Genomic DNA, 16,913 nt, shown 5'->3' on the forward strand with positions numbered 1-16,913 from the left:
ATAGATGGTAACATTTCCGGAAGTCCGGAAAATATAGTACAATGAATGGATTGCAAAGATGTCAATAATTTATCCGGAGGTTTAGATTGCCGCGGTAAAAAGATTTCTGAAAAATTCCTTACTGCAACTACAGAATCCATCATCCAAAAAACAGATAATTCTCCCGAAAAAGAGTGAATTTTGAACCAGAAAACTTGAATATAACAAGAGAGCAAAAAACTAGAAGTGGCCTAGCATTGCCTGTTTCTCATCCCAAAGTTGTCACTTCTGATTACTTAAATTCTTTAAAAAAAATCGACCAACCAGGTTTGATTTTTCACATTCAACAGGTATATGAAACGCAATTATATTAATTGCGTTTTGTATGCCTTTTAAATCAATATGAAATTAAAAAACTAAGTCAATGAAAACAGCAAATCCTGTAGAAAAAGACAATAAAGCCCACCACAGCCAAAGCAAAAAGCAAAGGCCGAAAGAACCGGTGGTCGTACCTCTATCCGAGGTAGAAGTGGTCAGTACGCAGACACAAAAGGCTGAAGACTCGACCCGTAAGGCTGGATCAGTAAATCCTAACACGAACCGAACCAATCTCAATGATAATATTGCAGCCGTACATAGTTCGCAAAACATTTACGGACAAGGCTCAGAAATAATGTATGATAAACTTCAAGAGAGTTTATCACAAACCGGCGATATCAATCATCCCGATACCCAAAAAGTTGAGAAAGGATATATCACAACATTGAATGTTGATCAAATAAGTGATTATCATAATCTTAAATCGGGGACTTATCTGCCAAAAACAGTGCAAGAACAGGCAGCGATGGCTCAAAGCACCAAAAGGAATTCCGAAACAGCAGCAACTCAGATTCCGGAACCTATTCCGGATGATGCGCAGTCTGTTCAAACTCCTGTTGCTGCATCTGATATGAGCACAGAACTGGTTTTACCTGGCGAGCAGGAAGATGCTTCAGTGAGAACTACGCCAACAGATCCGCATAGTGACCCACAATTCAATCAAACGGTAGGTTTGGTTAAAAGCACAGCCAAAACAAAACGAGCCCATACCACTAAAGAAAAAGCAGAAACGCATGCAAATGCCGCTGCAGCAGTGCCTGGTGGCGAACGCAAATCGAAAGCACGCGGACAGCAGGTAGAACAGCTTGACCAGCAAAAATCAAGTCCTTTCAAAGCTTCTGATTTCAAGGCTAAATTGGCTGCCAAAATCAAAAACATGAAATTGCCGACCAATGAAAAAGAAGTTGACAATTTTGAAGCACATAACAATATTGCCCAAGTGAATCAATCAGCTGGAGCAGATGTTGTAGCATCCAAAAATAATGTAACAGGCAGTATTGAAGCAGTTTCTAAACAGGAGCCAAACGAATCAAAAGTTCAGCAACGTATAGCAACAGCGCTACCCGATCCAAAAATAGGTTCAAAAGTTAATATCAAAGCAACTGTACCAGGTAAACGAGGTGAGGCTGAGCTAAGTGAACCTATTACTAAAGGATACAAGGCAGTTGAGCAGCAGTTTGAAAAAAATAATATTACCGATGAGCAGTTGGCGAACTCAAATGAGCCTACTTTTATCAATACACTCAATGCTAAAAAAGCAGCTAAGGAAAATTCCGAAACTGCACCTGGATCATTTAAAGCTGCTGAAAGCAAAAAGCTGGAAGATTCTAAACAGGAAGCACAAAGCAAAACCAACAGTAATATGGAAGGCATGCATCACAGCAGAAAAGAAATGCTGGATGGTGTAACTCAAAAACAGAACAAAGCAGGTGAAAAAAATACAGGCAAACACCAGGAAGTTGTAAGCCAGCTGAATAAAATCTATGCTGATACTAAAAAATCGGTAGATGGCGAATTAAATGATCTGGAAAGTAAAGTAACCCTCTTATTTGATGCCGGTGCTAAAGTGGCTAAAGATGCCTTTGAAAAGTATGTTACTAAAAAAACAGACGAATACAAAGAAAAACGATACGGCAGTTGGTATGATGTACGCGGATATGGTAAACGTATAAAAGATGCCTGGAATGGAAGATTACCAAAAGAAGTAGACGCATTTTTTGCTGAAGGACGCCAATTGTTCCTGCAGAAACTGGATGGCACTATTAATGTTATTGCTAATCTGGTAACCGACCGATTGAATAAAGCTAAAACGGCCATCACTTCCGGACGTCAGAAGGTAGTGACCTTTATTAAAAATCTCCCTGCAGATGTCAAAAAAGCCATCAAAGGCGATATTGATGCTATCCAGGGACAATTTAAACAGCTTGAGAGCTCTATCAGCGAAAAAGAATCCTCATTGATCGATTCATTGGTAACCAAATATAGCAACACTTTGAAAGAGGTTGACGATATGGTTGCTGACTTTAAAAAGCGTAACCAGGGATTGCTAAGTGCTTTAAAAGAAGCAACACTAGGAGTTTGGGAAACCATACAAAATATACGGAAAACCCTTACCGATTTGCTTTCAGGCGCCATCAATGTGATTTTATCAATTATTGCACATCCTATTGATTTCTTATCAAATCTTATAGCCGGAGTTTCACAAGGATTTACCAATTTCGGAAATAATATCTGGACCCACCTTAAAACAGGTTTCTTCGGATGGTTAACCGGAGCGATGAAAGGAGTTTCTATCACCATGCCGGAAGATATATTTTCGTTAAAAGGTATTTTTTCCATTACCACACAGGTTCTTGGATTAACCTGGGACGGCATCAGAGCTATTGGTTCTAAAGTAGTAGGAGAGCCTGTAATGAAAGTTCTTGAAACAGGTTTTGAAATGGTGCAGATCGTTCGTAAAGACGGTGTTGCTGGACTTTGGGAGCATTTGAAAGACCAATTTGCCGACCTGAAAGAAACAATAATGGATACCATTATGGATATCGTCCAAACGCAGGTAATACAGGCGGGAATTAAATGGATTATGGGATTATTGACTCCGGTAGGAGCGTTTGTAAAAGCCGCAATGGCGATTATAGATGTCGTAAAATTCTTCATCCAGCGAGCAGCACAAATAATGGAGTTGGTAAAAGCCTTTACGGAGAGTATAAAAGCTATTGCCAGCGGAAATGTAGGTGCTGTAGCCAAATCAATAGAAAATGCATTGGGGAGAGCAATCCCTGTATTAATTGGATTTTTAGCTTCATTGCTTGGCATAGGAGGATTGGCAGATAAAGTGGTTGGTGTCATTCGAAAAATACGGGAACGTATTGTGAAGGCTATTACCAAGTTCTGGACTTTTGTTAAGAGTAAAGCTAAAGGATTGCTTAGTAAAATTGGTGTTGGAGGCAAGAATGATAAGAAGGAGAAAAAAGAGAAGGATAAAAAAGATAAGAAAGATAAAAATTACATTGGTTCTGAATCTTTTTCTATGTCTGGAAAATCTCACACATTAAGTTTTGAGGATAATGAAATTTATATGGAAAGTAAGAAAACGAAACTTTCCACAAAATTAAATCGAGGAAAAGAACAAGTTGAAAGATACCCTGCTTCAAGCGCTTATAATGGTAAATCAGAACTTATAAAACATCAATTAATTAGACTAAAAGATATACAAGGCCGTACAGAAAAAGAATTAGAAAAAGCAGAGGATTCAGGAACCCAAACTGAAATAGATAAAGCTCAAGCTAAAATGCAAAGATTAGGTCTAATGATCCAAAACTTTGGAGATACCTATCAATTAAGAGATATTTTTGATAATGATGGAGGAGAGCATAAAGAGTTTCAGCCAAAAGATGTGAGATTAGAAGCTATTGGAATGCATAAAGTGAATGTAACTTATTATTATGATAAAGAGGCTCATGAATATGGGCAGCAAGATTTTACCATTACAATTAGTTTAGAAGATGTAAGTAAACGAACTGTAAATCATATAAATCAAGGGAGAAACCTGGTCTTGAAAAAAGTAGGTTCTCGTGGTCTCACAATACCGGCAGGAAAATTAGGAAAATATAATTATGGTCTGCTGTTAAATTCAGCTCACATTATTGGCGATCAGTTTTTGGGTTCAGGCTATAAGAAAGGATTGAATCTAATTTTAACTTCGGATGAGTTTAATAAACAGACTATGGCTGATGCAGAAGATACTTTACAGGCAGCAATTATAGAAAAAATGAATGAGCATAAAGATAAATTTGTTACTTTTGACTTAACAGTAGCTTCTACTTATCAAGTATTGGAAGAAGATCCTTTGGTAGAAGCGTTAAAAGCTGTACATTCAGGTATGACTGACAAAGAAAAAAATGCAACACTTCTAAAATTGCAGAGAATGCAACAGCTTCCAAGACGTTGTGAAAGTGTTTTCTACAGAGCTGAAATGCATGATAATTTAAAAAATAAATTAGGGTCTGCAAATACAAGTACTGAACATGGCGATATTTGGTTGAACAATTTATTTAACATACAATAACTATGAAAGAAGTAAAAGAATTATTAGATTTTTTATTTAAAAAAGAACAGGAAGCAATTTATTTAGGAGAAAAAAAAGGAGAATTTGATAATTATAATCAATTGGCTGAGGAAATAAAATCTTATATGAATGATATTACTGTTGGTTTGGGTTTGCCGGTATTAACAAGTCCTAAGCCCGACATATTTTATGAAGATAATCCCTCATATCCAGCTTCTCGTCATTTATTCAAAATAAGCGAATATAATAATGAAAAATACAATACAGTATGGGCATGTTATGTTTCTATTCCTAATCCAAGCGCTAGTACAAAAAAGCTAACAAATTGTTTTTTAGTGGCAGAAATAGATCAGAGTTTAAAAATAATAGCAAAAATGGGTGTTGAGCCAGATACGCGCAAATGGAAGTTTTATGGAGGTGATGAAGATAATGGCTTACGTATACATAATTTGGGTACACCGGTAAAAGTAGAGCGTTATCTAGAGCCCACTGATGAATGGAGTTTGGAAGAGTATTTAAAAGATAAATAAAAATAAATCATACATCGAAGTTTCTATTTTTTAGAAGCTTCGATTTTTTTATTTCCATAAAATGGACTACACTGTGATAAAGATATAGAATTTTGCTTGTAACTTTACAGTATATAAATCAAACCAATAACCCCATTAAAATAGTAAAACCATGAAAAAAATACTACTCATTAGCTCCCTCCTTTTTAGCCTTTCCATTATAAGTGCTCAGACCATAGAATCCGGAAGCCACAGTACTACAGGGTATATCAAGAGTGATGGTACCATAGAAAACAGCAGTCATTCAACGGTGGGTTACATTAAAGGTGACGGTACTATTGAAAATAAGAGTCGCAGTACCATTGGTTATATCAAAAGTGATGGTACTATAGAAAACAGCAGTCGTTCTACGGTTGGGTACGTAAAAAGCAACGGTACAGTAGAAAACAGCAGCCATTCAACCATTGGTTACATCAAAGACGACGGAACGGTAGAAAACAGCAGCCACAGTACTATTGGCTATGCCAGAGGAGTTAGAAAAGAATGGGTAGCAGTAGTATATTTCTTTTTTAAATTAAATTGATCATCAGCTCAGCGAAGAAGAAATAATCTCGCTAGACCTATAAAGTAAAATAAAAAGGCTTGGATTTTATAATCTAAGCCTTTTTTCAATGATAAACATACATTGATTGGATCTTTAAACAATTTTTCAATACACTTTTACCTCTCTTTATAACTAAAAAATGTTCAAACCGACAAAAGCCAACGGTCTATAATTATTCTGAAAAATAAGGTTACTGAAACTACAGAACAGAGGACTCCAAAAACTTTCACAGGAATAAAAAAAGGATGAATTTTGGGCTTAGAAATTAAGTAACCAATCATCTGATTCTAAAAGATAGAGGGTTACTGAAACTACAGAACAGAGGACTCCAAAAACTTTCACAGGAATAAAAAAAGGATGAATTTTGGGCTTAGAAATTAAGTAACCAATCATCTGATTCTAAAAGATAGAGGGTTACTGCAACTACAGAATAGAGGGCTCCAAAAACTTTCACAGGAATAAAAAAAGGATGAATTTTGGTCTTAGAATTTAAGTAGCCAATCATTTGATTCTTAAAAGATAGAGGGTGCTGCAACTACAGAATAGAGAGCTCCAAAAACTTTCGCAGGAATGAAAAAATGATGAATTTTGAACTTTAAAATCATCAATAGCCATAGGCTGCAAAAGAGCAATTACACTCATGATATAAGTAGTAAGAATAGAAAAGAATTATGGAAGAAAATAACGTAACCAACAGAGACAAACTAAAAACCTATTTTGAAACCGGTAAACATCCTACACAAGGTCAATTTTCAGATTTGATAGATTCCTTAAAACATAAAGAAGATGTACTGACCAATAAAGAAATGGTAATCCTTGCCAATAGGTTGGCAATTATTGATAATGCATTCGCTTACTATCGTACAAACAATATTGGAAATTTAGAATTCCAGACTGTTGTAATCTCACAGGATGAAGAAGATCAGGTGATTACGGTAAGAGAAACCAACAATACTATGGAAAAGCAATTCTTCTTAGGCAGTGCACCTTACACCATTAAATTAAAAGGAATATCAGGAGAAACATTAAAAGCAACCGAATATTATCTTTTGAATTGCCAGATAAGTCAAAGTTATACGATTGCCAGATTGTTTGGAAATGGCTTGGATGCAATTTCTGATGGGTTTGAATTTGGAGTACTGGAGAGTAAGATATTATCTCTACAAATTTTTAAACAAGATTTTGGGCAAAATGTAAAGATTGTCAATACAAAAATTAAATTTGTTAATAAAACTGGAATGCTTATCCAATATAGGGTGGATGGAGGCCTCTGGAGTGATAAATTCAAAGCCGAAGACACTGTCACCAATCATTATGATGTACAGGATTATTTATCTTTCTTTTATAAGGCAGACCTTCGGGAAATCAATCAGTCCATACAGTGTGATATCTATGATTCAGACAATGACAGTCTTTTAGCGACAAGCCACCTGTATGGCGGGCAAATCCAGGATGCTTGGTATGGCGGTCAGATAGCTGGGATCAGAAATATAAGAATCGAATGTAATTATTCTAAAAATGAAAAATAATCAAACTGAAGATATTTGGGCAAGAATCAACATCTTAAAACTTTACACCATTTCTGAAAAAATAAGGATTATTGCAACTACAGAGCGGAAAGCTCAAAAAACGGTTACAGCAACAAATAAAAGCAGAATTTCGGCTTTTACATCATAAATAGTAATGGAATCCAAAAAGCAATATGCTCATAACAAAAGCAGTAAAAAATAGTAAAATAGTATGGAAAAAAATAATTTAACTACAAGAGACAAGCTAAAAACCTATTTTGAAACGGGAAAATATCCTACACAAAATCAATTTTCGGATTTAATAGATTCTTTAAAACATAAGGGGGATAACCTGAGCAATAAAGAAGCCGTAATCATTGCCAATAGTTTGGAAAGTATAGATAACGCAAACATTTACTATTCTGGAGTAAATATTGGAAATGAGAAATTCGTAGCAGCCATAGGTTCAAAGGATGAGGAAGATCAGATGATCACCATAAGAGAATACCGTGGCGATGAAAAACGATACTTATTTGGCAGCTCACCCTATACCATTAAAGCAAAAGAATTCTCGGTAGAAGGATTGGAAGGAACCGAATACTATTATTTGAGTTGTAATATTGGTGAAGCCTTTACGATAACTAAAATGTTCGGAAATAATCTGCCTGCGATCCCTGATGGGTTTGAATTTGGAACAGGGGAGAGTAGAATATTGTACTTACGGGTATTCAAACAAGATTTTGGACAAAAAGTAAACATTGTAAACACAAACATTAAGTTTGTTAATGCAACACAGGCTGCCATTCGATATACAGTACAGTCAACTTATTGGGGACATCAGTATACCTTTAAAGATATTATTACCGATCATTATGATGCATGGGATTATTTGGAATTTGCGTATAGTGCAGATCTTCGTGAGATCAGTCAGTCCATCGAATGTAAGGTCTATGATGCGGATAAGGATGCGCTTTTAATGACGGCTTCCTTACATGCAGGACAAAATAATCAAAATATTTTTGGGGGCGATCGCGTAAAGGGAATCAGAAATATAAGAATCGAATGTAATTACGCTGTCATTGGAAAATAATCAAACTGAAAATATTTGAGGAAGAACCAACATTTTAAAAGCTCATCAATCTTTGTAAAGAAACTTTAGGGAACGTGGAAATCGTTGTGATACAAAGCTAAAAGAGAATTAAATATTTTAAAAATTCACCAAAAATGCATTAGAAAAAATATAAGGGTGGAAATTTAAAACCAATTGACCAATCATTTGATGATTAGAAAAATAAGAGATACTGCAACTACAGGATAGGAAGGGCAAAAAACTTTTATAAGAACAAAAAAGTGATTAATTTTGAACTGTAAATCATAACACCAATAGCGATTGCTGTTAGGTAACAAAATACAAAGCGTGTCCTATTAATATAAACTGATGTAGGATCGCAGGACGGGAAGATGTAATCAACTCCTTACCCATTACTAAAATACACTCTCAATCGAGTAAGATTTTCAATAATAGAAGCCTTTTGCTCCTGAAATCTTGAAACGTTCTGATGTGAAAGAATCAGGAACTCATCCAGGAAGCAGAATAAAGGCTGATCAGATCTATTTTTTCAAGAATAAATAACACATTTCCTGCAAGCGGGAAACAAAAACTTTGTTAGAAATAATGAAGGGTTAATTTTTGAAATAGAGTATGTAATTATCTGATTATTATAAAAATAAGACTTACTGCAACTACAGGATAGAGAGGCCGAAAAACTTTTATAAGACCAAAAAAAAGAGGAATTTTGCCCTGTAAATAATAGATAATAATTGAATCCAGAAAGACAGTTACACGAAGAACATAAGCACTAAAGAAAATTAAAATAATCATGGAAGAAAACAATAAATTTACCCAAAGAGAGGAGTTGAAAACCTATTTTGAAACCGGTAAATATCCAACACAAAGTCAATTTGGCCAATTTATAGATAATTATGTCCATTTAAATGAGTTTAATTTCGGACTGGAGGTCAAGGCATCAGGAAATTGGAAAGGGAAAAACTATCATTTCTATGTAGCTGAAAATATCCAGAATTCAGGAAGAGGACATCTAAACATTGAAGATGATGGGACAGGAGCACCGAAGATAGATAAATATAAGCATGTTTTAAGTGGTAATGTAAAATATAAATTCTTACATGTAAAATTATCAAACGACTTAGATATTGATAAATACCAGCCTCAGATTATCATCAAACGATACAAGCAGAAAAAAAGGCTTCAAAGTGGTCGTTTTAAAGACGCTGGTTATTACAAGGAACGCCCATTAGATGCAAAATCTTTAGGCAGACAGTCCGAATATCCTGTAACGTCTAATGAAATGGTGATTGATATTAATCCTATTAACTATTTCAGACCCAATGCAAGTTTAAAAGAATTTTATCCATCAGGCACTTTCAACAGACCTGGTTCATTTAGATATTCAGTTCATCATAGAAAACCATTTTCTCTTATTCAAATGCTTTTGGAAATTAATGTGAATGGAAAAAAATACAGATCGGCTCCCGTTAATATAAAAATTATTTTAGGACGAGACGATACTGATGTGATCAATTATATTATTGATTAATACATCCCCTCAACCGAGTAAGATCCTCAATAATGGGAAGCCTTTTGCGACTGGAATACTGGAATTTTCTAATGAGCGATCATAAGAATCTCATCCATGAAGCAGAACGATAGATTATGAAATCTAGAGTTTTCTTTCAGGCGTAGGATTAATTCTTTAAAAAGTAGGAATTCCAATGAGTGAGAAACTTTCCACAAAGAACGGCTACGGCAGTTTGGGTAAGACTCTCTAATGTGAGCTACTTTTCGGTTGAGGTTTATTAAAGCAAATCTCAGAATAGAGTGGAAACCTCTTTAATAAAGATGGAGTACACGCTATTTTATCAACATACAAACATATCCTCAATCGAGTAAGATCCTCAATAATGGGAAGCCTTTTGCGACTGGAATACTGGAATTTTCTAATGAGCAATCATAAGAATCTCATCCATGAAGCAGAACGATAGATTGTGAAATCTAAAGTTTTCTTTCAGGCGTAGGATTAATTCTTTAAAAAGTAGGAATTCCAATGAGTGAGAAACTTTCCACAAAGAACGGCTACGGCAGTTTGGGTAAGACTCTCTAATGTGAGCTACTTTTCGGTTGAGGTTTATTAAAGCAAATCTCAGAATAGAGTGGAAACCTCTTTAATAAAGATGGAGTACACGCTATTTTATCAACATACAAACATATCCTCAATCGAGTAAGATCCTCAATAATGGGAAGCCTTTTGCGACTGGAATACTGGAATTTTCTAATGAGCAATCATAAGAATCTCATCCATGAAGCAGAACGATAGATTGTGAAATCTAAAGTTTTCTTTCAGGCGTAGGATTAATTCTTTAAAAAGTAGGAATTCCAATGAGTGAGAAACTTTCCACAAAGAACGGCTACGGCAGTTTGGGTAAGACTCTCTAATGTGAGCTACTTTTCGGTTGAGGTTTTCTTTTTAGCAGCCTATTAAAGGTTGCTTTCAAAAATATAAAAGACTAAAAACCAATGGAGCCTAAACAAATACAAAAATTATTTACTCATTTAGAACAGGTTATTACATGGCGTATCAATAATTCTTCAGAAGATTTTACTATAGGAGCACCTGAGTTTAAACCTAATGACCATGAAGGCTTTCAATTAGGCGACTATATTTCAGGGAAAGAGCTTGCCCATCAGGAAGTTGTTATTATCCTAATGGCTTTATTACCACGATTGGATCCATCATTGCTGAAACGCATTTATCTGGAGTTTCCCAATACGATGCTGTTTGACTTTTGTTCAACCAATGATAATGGCAGGCTCTTTTATCCTACAGTTCAGGCGATACAATATATTCTGGGTGGAGATAATATTTCAGAACGATTGAAAGCACTGGATTATTTGAGTCCAGATTCGGTTTTGATAAAAGAAGAACTCATTGTTTTTTCAAATTCAGCGCACGAGTATGCCTCAATGAACAGCCAGATAAGTATCCACCACGAAGCTTTTAATACTATAATTTTTGGATCAGAAGTATTGCCGAAAATGAGTAATGATTTTCCGGCAGAACAGCTGCACACCGGTAGATCCTGGACAGACCTGATACTTCCTCAAGCCACGTTACATGAACTTCAGAGTATTGAAGCATGGTACAACAGCAGCCGGATTCTTATGGAAGACTGGGGCATGCAGAAAAAACTTAAGCCGGGCTTCCGGGTATTGTTTTATGGAGAACCGGGAACCGGAAAAACTCTTGCAGCCAGCCTTTTAGGAAAATATACCAAACGACCTATTTTCAGAGTAGATGTTTCCATGCTGGTCTCAAAATATATCGGAGAAACAGAAAAGCAATTGTCGAAATTATTTGACAAAGCTGAAAATAAAAACTGGATTTTATTTTTTGATGAAGCAGATGCTATTTTCGGAAAACGAACCTCTGTAAGAGATGCTCACGACAAATATGCCAATCAGGAAGTTTCTTATTTGCTGCAGCGGATAGAAACATTTTCAGGGCTTATTATTCTGGCATCCAACTTTAAAAATAATATGGATAAAGCCTTTACGCGACGCTTTCATAGCTGCATACAATTCAATAATCCAAAGCATGAAGAGCGTCTGCGTATCTGGCAGCAGAATTTACCCAAACAATTACAGCTTGAAGACATCAATCTGGAACACATCGCCAAACGATACGAACTCACCGGGTCTAATATTATGAACGTTATACAAGATGTAAGTTTAAAAACAATTGCATTAAAAGAATCGGGTTACAAAGTAAGCTTAGACATGTTATTAGAAAGTATCAAAAAAGAATATGTGAAAGAAGATAAAATATTTACATAAGAACCGGTGATGTAAACTCATTCAATTAAAAAAATAAAACCGATGAAAACAAATATTCTATTATTGCTTCTATTGAGCAGTCTCTTATTGGGCTGCCGAAGTAAGCAGAAAATGACAACCACTTATAAAGAAGATAGAAAAGAAACGGAAAAAGTGAAAACGGATTCTTTGAGCGTACACCATTCAACATCCATTCAAAATGAATATACTGATACTTTAGTACAGGAAAAGAAAAATGAAATATCCGGAGAGCTGTTGATCACAGGAAAATCTGATACATCCAATCCCTTTGTTTATCATAATGTTATAGGAAGTGATACTGTTCAAAGTATTTCCATCATGGGAAATGCAGAATACACAATCAGTAACCGTTATACAAAGGCTGATCGTGAAAAATCAGAAGTTAAAAAATCAGTGTTTACAAATAGTATTCAGGATTCAGCTCAGAAAGTAGTTTCAAAAGAAGCCGTCAAAGAAGTAGCTTCGAAAGTCTCTGAAGAAACAAAAAAAGTAACAGTGAGTGGATTTGAAATTGCAGCCTGGATTTTCATGACCATCTTGGGAATCACTTTAATACTCCTCTTTTTTACCTATAAATATTTTAAGAAATGAAAACATCACAAAAAGGAATCAACCTGATTTTATCATTTGAAGGTTTCAGTTCCAAGCCTTACCTCGATTCCGCAAAAATTCCCACCATAGGATACGGAAATACCTATTATCCGGGTGGAAAGAAAGTAACCATGACAGATCCTGCCATCAGCAAAGAAAAAGGAGCAGAACTGTTTTCCTCTGTTTTACCAACGTATGAAAAAATAGTGTACAATAAAATCAAAGTAGGTCTTACCCAAAATCAATTTGATGCCCTTGTATCGCACACTTACAATACCGGAGGCTCAGATGGTTTGTTTTCTTTAGTCAATAAAAAAGCAGGAGAGTCTGAGATCAGAAATTGGTTCACCACGAAATATATTACCGCGGGCGGAAAAACTTTAAATGGTTTGATCCGAAGAAGAAAAGCGGAAGCAGATATGTTCTTTTCGAAATAAATAATCCCCACTATTACGTGGGGATTATGTTTATTATCTTATCATCACATTCTGTGGTTTGACTTTAACTAGTTTATCTCTTAGTTTTGTGGTAGGCACTTCAAAATACTTATACATTAAAATTGAAATCATCATCACTAAGCATAAATAGATGCAAAAAGTTATGCCTGTATTGAGCAGCTGAGGAGAATGTAAAAAATCAACCTTACCTATTATCCACTCTTGGACTAGCGAATAATTTATTAAATACATGCTGTAAGAAGTTAAACTAACATAGGTAATAGGATTTAATATTATTTTTGGCGCTGATCGTATTGAATCTAAAAACGGCAGCAATAACATAGCATAAATAGAAATCATCGAAAAGCTTAAAGTTGCACCAAAAAAGGTATTAGGTCCGTAATTCATAATAAAAAATTGGTGTATTACTGCTAATATAATTCCTGATATAAAAAAGACTTTTTTATATTTTTCAAAAAAGTTTTTGGCGTAAAATTTAATATATGCTGCTAAAACTCCATACATCAAACTGTCAAGCCTTGTTATAACCTGTTTCCTATAATATGAATCCCAGATGTTAATATCTGTTACATTAATATTATATAAAAGCCGATATGCTCTAAAAAAGGTAGTGAATAATATTATTGATATAATTGTTACTAGGACAGCATTTTTTGAATTGAATTTAAAAAGATTAATTAAAGAAAAAATTATTATTGCAGAAAGCAAATAAAACCACTCCTCCACACTTAAACTCCAGGCTTCAGGAAAAAAATTGGGGTGAACTGTTTTAAAATTCTGTAGAAAGAGAAAATATTTTATAATACTGGAATCAAAAACAAAATTTTCGTTAAATACTTTATTTAATGCCAATAAAAGGAAAAGCACTAAGAAGTAAGCCGGAAGAGTTCTAAACCACCTCCTTTTCCAAAAGTCCAATAACTTGTTGAAAGTAAATGCTCCTTTTTCTAATATTTTAATCAGAATTCCTCCAATTAAAAAACCACTTAGAACAAAAAAAATAGTTACCCCATCAAAAATAAAATATGTCAAAATTCTTGCAACGTCTTTTGGTAAGTAAATTAATGCATGACTTAAAACAACAAATGTGATAGCAAAAAATCGTAAAACATCTAATCCAAAAACTCTATTTTTATCTAAGTGAATTTTAAAAGCGGTTATTAATTTCATTTTATAGAAAATATTTTCAATATTGTATTTTCACAAATATATAAAGATTAAAATAAATCATAATTTGGGGAATCTGTAATGTAAAATAAATCAATTCTTACAATAAACAATCCCCACTGTTAGGTGGGGATTGTTTATTTTGGAAATATAGAAATCATTATTTATTTATCTGAAGCGTCTTCAAATAAAGATTTCTATCAGGCAAGTTATCACCTAACTTTATATTCCATACATTTACTTTAATATCCTCTTAGGATTCCTCATTTTTTGGCTTAAAGTTTCTTCCGGCTCCTTGTCTTAGGAAGGTGACTTTTCCTTGTGTTTGCTTTGCTTTTTCAAGAACTTCTAGTGCTTTTGATCGTTCGTTCATTTTACCTGCATGCGTTATACTACCTTGATTTTCAATTTTTTTCATGTATCAATATAGTAAAAATAAATGACAAAAGCAAATAATAAGCATTCCAGGTTTCCATAATGGGATCTGTTTCGGGTTTTCGTAATTATTTATTTTCAAGAAGAATTAATTGTACTCTATCTGGGAAGGACCTTTACAAGGGGGATAAGTACAAAAATATTCACTGCTTTTTAAGCTAAATATATTAGAATACAATCCCTCGCTTTGAGGGATTTTTTATTGGAATAGGGCAGTGCTATTACATACTGCTTTGGCCTGTTGAAGGTTGGAATCCTTCCAAATTACAAACTAGGAAGCATTAGAATTTTTGTCATATTATTTCTGTTGAGAAAGATATTCTGCAAACTGCTTATTCAAAGCTTCACATTCGTGTTGTAATATTCCCGTTTCTATTTCAGGCTTATTTCCCCATTTGGGAATGGTTTCGGTTTCCAGAATTTTAAATTCTGAAGACTGTCCGCCCACCAAAGGAACGGAAATACCAAAAACAATTTTAGAAATTTGATGATGCCTGATGAGGTAAGAGCACATGATGCAGGGCTCATGGGTAGAAAACATCACAGATTGGTCTAAAATATCTCTGTACCCATTGTTCAAAGCATCTTTTACCGCCAGAATTTCTGCATGCTGTGTAATATCTCCACTTGATTTCCCGGATTCAACTCCTCTGCCGATAATCTGATCTTCAAAAACCAGTAGAGATCCTACCGGTGGATTTCCTTTTTCCAATGCCTGTTTTGCAAGTTCGATGCATTCAAGCATGTATTGATTATAACTGTTCATGATTATTCTTAATTAGGATTCGCAACCTCTGTTGAACCCGATGGTATTTCGGTAAATCTGAGGTGAAATATCTGTTTTGTTTTTAAAAAGCCTGCTGAAATAGTATTCGTCCTCATATCCAAGCTCATAGGCGATTTCTTTGATCGTTTTATCCGTAAGATACAATTCCCTCTTTGCTTCAATAATGATCCGTTCAGTGATCAGATCAGAAAGCGTTTTATTAAAATGATTTTTTGTAATCCTTGCGAGTGAAGCAGGTGTTTGATTCAGTAAGTCGGCGTAATCACTGGCAGAATGTTTTACCCGGAAATGATTCTCTATCGCATTTTTAAGATTCTGAATAAGGAATTGCTGCTTTATATTGGCCGTTTCCGAATCCTGAACCGACTGTTGCTCCAGTTTTATCCTCGTTGCAGTTACCAGCAGAATTTTAAGATAAGAAACCAGTACTTCATCTTTCCTGAAAGCATCTGCTTTTAATTCATTGGCGATCCCCGTGATCAGATTCAAAACAGAACTTTTACTCAATTCATCCAGACAGATAAAAGGCTGCTGATACACATTGTTGAATAAAATACCATTGGCTGCAATTTCCTGATGATGCCGGTAAATACAGAAAAAGTCATGGTGAAACTGTATAGAAATGCCTCTAATGGGTTTTACAGACCAAAGCATAAAGGGCTGATAAGGATAAAAGGCAAACAACGTATTTTCTTTGAAAGAATAATCGGAAAGATCAACGGTCGCAACACCCTCTCCTGAAGTAATCAATATAAGCGTAAAATAGTTATTACGCTGAATATGATCAAAATAACTGTTGTTATCAAACTCAAATAGCTTGAAAGCCAGATTTCCATTCTGTTGATTGATGAGTGTATAGACAGATTGTGATAACATGATACCTGCAATTTAATTAATATTTTTTAATGGAGGAATGAAGTTTGAAGCGGGACGCTGCTGAGTTCCATATCAGAGCTTGAGAACAGGCTGATTCATTTTGTCCGTTGAATACTTAACCGTGCCAAGGTTTAAACCTTGACACGGTTAAAGTCCACCTTCTTCTTCGAATCTCGATCCTCATCTTACCTCAAAACTGCCCTCCAAAAATTTCGAAGGACAGCATATAAAACTGTTAGAAAATCAAAATATCATAGCCCTCATTTCTGAGAGTAAGGAAGCTTGGCAGGCCGGGAGTTCCGGGAACTTCATTTTCGTTGAGTAATTCATATCCGGAAACTTCAGTTCCAAATACGGCAACGCAGCCTTTTGAAAGACCATGAACATAATCTTTAACTTCATTATAAAGCCCATGTACAGGATGATCATCTTTCTCAAGTTGTTCTGGCCATCTGACACCCGTGCCCTGAAAAATGATCTTTACCTCTTCCCCTGCATGTTTGAATTCATATGCAGATGCTAAAGCATTAAACACTCTTCCCATAGCTTCTTCTGAACCCGCTTTAGGATCTGAAAGAATAATAATTGCTGTTTTTTTCATTGTAGAAAATTTTATTTT

16 protein-coding genes are annotated in these 16,913 nt (G+C 34.9%); 11 read left to right on the forward strand and 5 right to left on the reverse strand.

Annotation, left to right across the window (positions count from 1 at the left end; genetic code table 11):
- Positions 1 to 45 precede the first annotated feature (45 nt).
- From C1634_RS26400 to C1634_RS06460, 11 genes are all read left to right on the forward strand, one after another.
- Complete coding sequence (locus C1634_RS26400; RefSeq protein WP_262509912.1) at positions 46 to 177, forward strand: hypothetical protein; 132 nt, start codon at positions 46 to 48, stop codon at positions 175 to 177.
- Between the two features lie 226 nt (positions 178 to 403).
- Positions 404 to 4,426 (forward strand): hypothetical protein, encoded by a 4,023-nt coding sequence (locus C1634_RS06420; protein ID WP_109738071.1) that lies wholly within the window; start codon positions 404 to 406, stop codon positions 4,424 to 4,426.
- A gap of 2 nt (positions 4,427 to 4,428) precedes the next feature.
- A complete protein-coding gene (locus tag C1634_RS06425; RefSeq protein WP_103234960.1) occupies positions 4,429 to 4,956 on the forward strand; it encodes a hypothetical protein in 528 nt (175 codons plus the stop codon).
- Positions 4,957 to 5,107: 151 nt separating this feature from the next.
- Positions 5,108 to 5,518, forward strand: coding sequence for a 5-fold beta-flower protein (locus C1634_RS06430; RefSeq protein ID WP_103234961.1), 411 nt, complete (start codon positions 5,108 to 5,110; stop codon positions 5,516 to 5,518).
- A 692-nt stretch (positions 5,519 to 6,210) separates the two neighbouring features.
- Entirely contained in the window at positions 6,211 to 7,068 is an 858-nt protein-coding gene (locus C1634_RS06435; protein ID WP_103234962.1) for a hypothetical protein, read from the forward strand.
- On the forward strand, positions 7,058 to 7,216 hold the full coding sequence (locus C1634_RS25925) for a hypothetical protein (RefSeq protein ID WP_165835277.1): 159 nt from the start codon (positions 7,058 to 7,060) through the stop codon (positions 7,214 to 7,216). The genes C1634_RS06435 and C1634_RS25925 overlap by 11 nt, the downstream gene beginning before the upstream one ends.
- A 63-nt stretch (positions 7,217 to 7,279) precedes the next feature.
- Positions 7,280 to 8,137 carry a hypothetical protein gene (locus C1634_RS06440; RefSeq protein ID WP_103234963.1) on the forward strand — a complete coding sequence of 286 codons (858 nt, stop codon included), beginning with the start codon at positions 7,280 to 7,282 and terminating at the stop codon, positions 8,135 to 8,137.
- Between the two features lie 790 nt (positions 8,138 to 8,927).
- Positions 8,928 to 9,665 carry a hypothetical protein gene (locus tag C1634_RS06445; RefSeq protein WP_109738072.1) on the forward strand — a complete coding sequence of 246 codons (738 nt, stop codon included), beginning with the start codon at positions 8,928 to 8,930 and terminating at the stop codon, positions 9,663 to 9,665.
- A 977-nt stretch (positions 9,666 to 10,642) separates the two neighbouring features.
- Complete coding sequence (locus tag C1634_RS06450) at positions 10,643 to 11,959, forward strand: ATP-binding protein (protein ID WP_109738073.1); 1,317 nt, start codon at positions 10,643 to 10,645, stop codon at positions 11,957 to 11,959.
- 42 nt (positions 11,960 to 12,001) lie between these two features.
- Positions 12,002 to 12,571 carry a hypothetical protein gene (locus C1634_RS06455; RefSeq protein WP_123921400.1) on the forward strand — a complete coding sequence of 190 codons (570 nt, stop codon included), beginning with the start codon at positions 12,002 to 12,004 and terminating at the stop codon, positions 12,569 to 12,571.
- Complete coding sequence (locus tag C1634_RS06460; protein WP_103235087.1) at positions 12,568 to 13,008, forward strand: lysozyme; 441 nt, start codon at positions 12,568 to 12,570, stop codon at positions 13,006 to 13,008. The genes C1634_RS06455 and C1634_RS06460 overlap by 4 nt, the downstream gene beginning before the upstream one ends.
- A 33-nt stretch (positions 13,009 to 13,041) precedes the next feature.
- On the opposite strand, the gene C1634_RS06465 is transcribed toward C1634_RS06460, so the two are convergent.
- The 5 genes from C1634_RS06465 to C1634_RS06480 form a co-directional block, all read right to left on the reverse strand.
- A complete protein-coding gene (locus C1634_RS06465) occupies positions 13,042 to 14,199 on the reverse strand; it encodes an acyltransferase family protein (protein ID WP_109738074.1) in 1,158 nt (385 codons plus the stop codon).
- 250 nt (positions 14,200 to 14,449) lie between these two features.
- A complete protein-coding gene (locus C1634_RS25930) occupies positions 14,450 to 14,614 on the reverse strand; it encodes a hypothetical protein (RefSeq protein ID WP_153816317.1) in 165 nt (54 codons plus the stop codon).
- Positions 14,615 to 14,929: 315 nt separating this feature from the next.
- Positions 14,930 to 15,397, reverse strand: a complete 468-nt coding sequence (locus tag C1634_RS06470; protein WP_103235085.1) for a nucleoside deaminase — start codon at positions 15,395 to 15,397, stop codon at positions 14,930 to 14,932.
- Between the two features lie 12 nt (positions 15,398 to 15,409).
- Entirely contained in the window at positions 15,410 to 16,294 is an 885-nt protein-coding gene (locus tag C1634_RS06475) for a helix-turn-helix domain-containing protein (protein WP_109738075.1), read from the reverse strand.
- A 235-nt stretch (positions 16,295 to 16,529) separates the two neighbouring features.
- Positions 16,530 to 16,895, reverse strand: coding sequence for a DsrE family protein (locus C1634_RS06480; RefSeq protein ID WP_103232251.1), 366 nt, complete (start codon positions 16,893 to 16,895; stop codon positions 16,530 to 16,532).
- Positions 16,896 to 16,913 lie beyond the last annotated feature (18 nt).

It is taken from the genome of Chryseobacterium viscerum, from assembly GCF_002899945.2.
GTDB lineage: Bacteria > Bacteroidota > Bacteroidia > Flavobacteriales > Weeksellaceae > Chryseobacterium > Chryseobacterium viscerum.